At 59.2% G+C, this 3279-nt stretch carries 3 protein-coding genes and 1 pseudogene; 3 read left to right on the top strand and 1 reads right to left on the bottom strand.

Annotated features, from left to right (window positions below):
• The 3 genes and pseudogenes from WCA85_RS02940 to WCA85_RS02930 form a co-directional block, all read left to right on the top strand.
• Positions 1–614 (top strand): annotated as a pseudogene (locus WCA85_RS02940) (hypothetical protein); the annotation flags it as partial.
• Positions 611–1702, top strand: coding sequence for a type VI secretion system protein TssA (gene tssA, locus WCA85_RS02935; RefSeq protein ID WP_424061668.1), 1092 nt, complete (start codon positions 611–613; stop codon positions 1700–1702). The pseudogene WCA85_RS02940 and the gene tssA, both read left to right, overlap by 4 nt.
• Positions 1703–1783: 81 nt before the next feature.
• On the top strand, positions 1784–2854 hold the full coding sequence (locus tag WCA85_RS02930) for a hypothetical protein (RefSeq protein WP_424061666.1): 1071 nt from the start codon (positions 1784–1786) through the stop codon (positions 2852–2854).
• A 104-nt stretch (positions 2855–2958) separates the two neighbouring features.
• Here the strand turns inward: WCA85_RS02930 and WCA85_RS02925 are convergent.
• Positions 2959–3279: helix-turn-helix transcriptional regulator (locus WCA85_RS02925; RefSeq protein WP_424061665.1), on the bottom strand; the 321-nt coding region annotated here is incomplete at its 5' end.

Genomic DNA, 3279 nt, shown 5'->3' with positions numbered 1-3279 from the left:
TCGCGCAACTGGCGCGTGCCAAGCCCTGGCTCGACACCTTGCTTGCGCGCGGTGCAGATGGCACGTTGCAAGGCGTGGAGTTGAACGTTGAATGGCGTGTCGATCGCGCCGACGAGGCGGGGGCCGACCAGGTGATCGAATGGAAGCTCGCGAGCGGCAGCGACACGCTCACTTATCCGGCCTCCGGCGAGGCCGCAATGCGCTGGCGGCCGGGGCAACCGGTCTCACTGACCCTCCGCTGGGCCAAGGACGCGCCGTGGCAACCGATGTTCGATACAGCGCAACCAACGCTTTCCGGAGAGCACGGGTCAGCCACCTGGAGCGCCTCGGACACGTGGGCTTTGCTGCGACTCGTGCGCCTGCACCTGATGCCGGAAGACGCCAACCTCACGAGCGCCGGTCTGCCGCCAAGGCTGTTGTTCACGGTGCCCGTGCGCGACCGTACCGGCATGATCCAGACCGCGAGGATGTTTATGCGTGTGGGCTTCGGCGGCGCAAAGACGCCACAGGCGATTCCTGATCTTCCTTTCACGGCACCCAGCTATGACGGCAGAGGCGTGACCACGACGGTGATCTATCCAACGGACGTCAATGCGCAGGCGGATCACGGATGATGATGCCTGAACTCAACATCGAAGCGCTGTTGCAGCCGCTGCCTGGCGATCACCCATGTGGTGTGCTGCTGATCTACGATCCGGAGTACGAATCGATTCGTACAGCGCGCCGCGCGGACGACCCGAGCGTGCCGGCCGGCATCTGGCAGACCACGCTGAAGGTCGCCGACTGGGGGGCGGTGGAGGCGGGGTGTCGGCGTGTGCTGTCGACCCGCAGCAAGGATCTGACGATCGCCGCGTGGCTGGGCGAAGCCTGGCTGAACCGTTATGGGGTGCTTGCGCTGCCGCACTGTTTTCAACTGCTGGCGGGCTTGTGCGAACGCTACTGGGACGACGTGCACCCGCTGCCGCGAGACGGCGATCTCGGATTTCGCGCAGCACCGCTTGGTTGGCTCGCGGGTGCTTATGCCGATCTCCTTTCGGCGCAGACAGAACTCTTCGAGGGGCGCGAGGGTTTGCGCGGAACACTCGCGCAATGGCAAAGCGCGCAGCGCGCGACGCTCACGGCTGCCGGTCGGCAAGACGTGCCAGCTTCGAAGAAAGAGGCGGCGGTGCGCACATTGGCTGCACTAAAGGACGCGGCCAGCGCGGCTTCACCCGCGTACCTGCGGCTCGAGCGCGACGCGCTTGGCACGGCGCGGCCGCTGATCGAGCAGCTTGACGCATGGTGTACGCCGCGTCTGGGCAACGAGGCACCGAGCTTCGCAGTGCTGATGGAAACGATGACCCTTGCAGGACTTGTGCTGACGGAGTGTCTGGCTATGCATCCGAATTCTGATCCGCCGCTTGCCTTGGTAACAGGCAAAGGCGACGAGGCTGTAGAGGCACCCGCTCACGCGACGGTAGCGACTTCCTCATATGCGCCGCAAAGCAGGGAGGACGCGTACCGGCAATTGACGTTGATCGCAGACTACCTTGCGCGTTATGAGCCGCATAGTCCTGTCCCTTATCTTATCCAGCGAGCGTTGGACTGGGGACGTAAGCCATTGCCGGTTTTGCTGCGCGAGTTAACGGCGGGCGAGGGCGACGGTCAAAGGCTGTTAACGTTTCTTGGCATGTTGTCGACGGATGGGACAAAGGACAAATGAAACGGCAGTGTTCTCAAGCGCAGGGCGAGTGGTTTGTCAACGATTGGTCAAATACCAATGCGACGGATTCATGGAGCAGCGATGAAAACAATGATTGTGGCGATCTGGGCAGTGAACACGCAGGCGATGCAACAGTGCACGCTAGACCAGCGGTTGGGCAGCCTGGAGAAAGCAGCTGAGGTTGCTTATGAAAATATCACCAAGCGTCTCGGCACTCTAGGTTTGGGCCTTGGCGATCGGCCGATGGGCCTGTTTGTTGTCCCTGAGTATTATCTGGCTCATCCGGCGGGAGCGGGACACCATCAACCGGGTGATAATCGACATATATCGGAAACTGAAAAGGCGACTGTCCTGGCCCGACTGGAACAGCTGAGTGATCGATATAAGGGCATTGTCATGATTCCGGGCACAGTTGCCTGGCGAAAGCCTATACTGCGCAAGGAATTAAACGATCCCCGCACTGGTTTGCCCAAGCCGCTCAGCCGCCAGCAAAAAGCCATTAATGCTGTAACCCGGTACGCCACGGATATGAATATTGCTCACGGCCAGGCGTTGGCTGTCCCATTGGGTAATATACCGGCCCCTACGACTCAGAGCAAACTGGCGTTGCTCAATAGCGGTGCTGCTGGGCCCCTCATTAATTTTTCGACGGTGGACTTCCTGGGCAGGAGCACTGCCTATGTGCTGCTCGACGGAAAGGTGAAAGTAAAATACAACAAACGTGGTGATTTTCACGAGGTCCTCGATAATGACCGAACCGTATTCGTTCCCGGAATCTTGGATGGAAGATTTTCCTTGCAGGCTTCTCCCCCAAAACAACGCGCTATCAGCTTTGGTTTGGAAATTTGCCTGGACCATGCCTTTGGCACCGCGCTAAGGACGACACCAAATTACGGCCAGGTCGACATCCATATTATTACCTCGGCCGCTGTGGGGGAACAGGTTGATTATTTGATAGCAAAAGATAATGGATATATTGTTCACGCGTGCAGTTCGCCCAACGCTTCTTATGTTAAACGGCGGACCGCTAATTTTTTCTATGGAAGTAGTATCACTACATGCGAAAGCTTTAAGGAGGTTAACGTACATGGATTTGAGATGAAATTCTGGGATGTTGAGCTTGATTTATCAATTAAAACAAACCAATCTTGACTGGGTACTTTCCATCACCGTTTTTCCTTCGGCCCGCGCGGACGTTCTTACGTGATTGAGCCGGGGACGCGCGTCCAGATCTGAGAAAAGGCCATTGAGCCAGTTCATCTGCCGCTCGCGACCGACTGCTCCTCGCGCGCATACTGCGTGGGCGGCCGCCCGACGTGCCGCGTGAAGGCGACGCTGAAGGTGCTGGCTGAACTGTAGCCGACGCGCTGCGCGATTTCAGCGATGCGCCCTTCATTGCGACGCAGCAGGTCCTTCGCGAGTGCCATGCGCCAGGCAAGCAGATATTCCATCGGCGCGACGCCGACCGTGCGGCTGAAGCGCTCGAAAAAGGTCGAGCGCGAGAGCGCGGCCTCCTTCGCGAGCTCAGCAACGGTCCACGCGCGTTTCGGGTATTCGTGCATCGCGCGGATCGCGGC

Source organism: Paraburkholderia sp. (genome assembly GCF_049581445.1).
In the GTDB taxonomy this organism is placed as follows: domain Bacteria; phylum Pseudomonadota; class Gammaproteobacteria; order Burkholderiales; family Burkholderiaceae; genus Paraburkholderia.
This window is presented reverse-complemented; position numbering and strand designations above follow the sequence as displayed.

Coding starts and splice junctions, on each gene's coding strand:
- WCA85_RS02930 (WP_424061666.1), top strand. CDS start 1,784: ATGAAAACAATGATTGTGGCGATCTGGGCAGTGAACACGCAGGCGATG.
- tssA (WP_424061668.1), top strand. CDS start 611: ATGATGATGCCTGAACTCAACATCGAAGCGCTGTTGCAGCCGCTGCCT.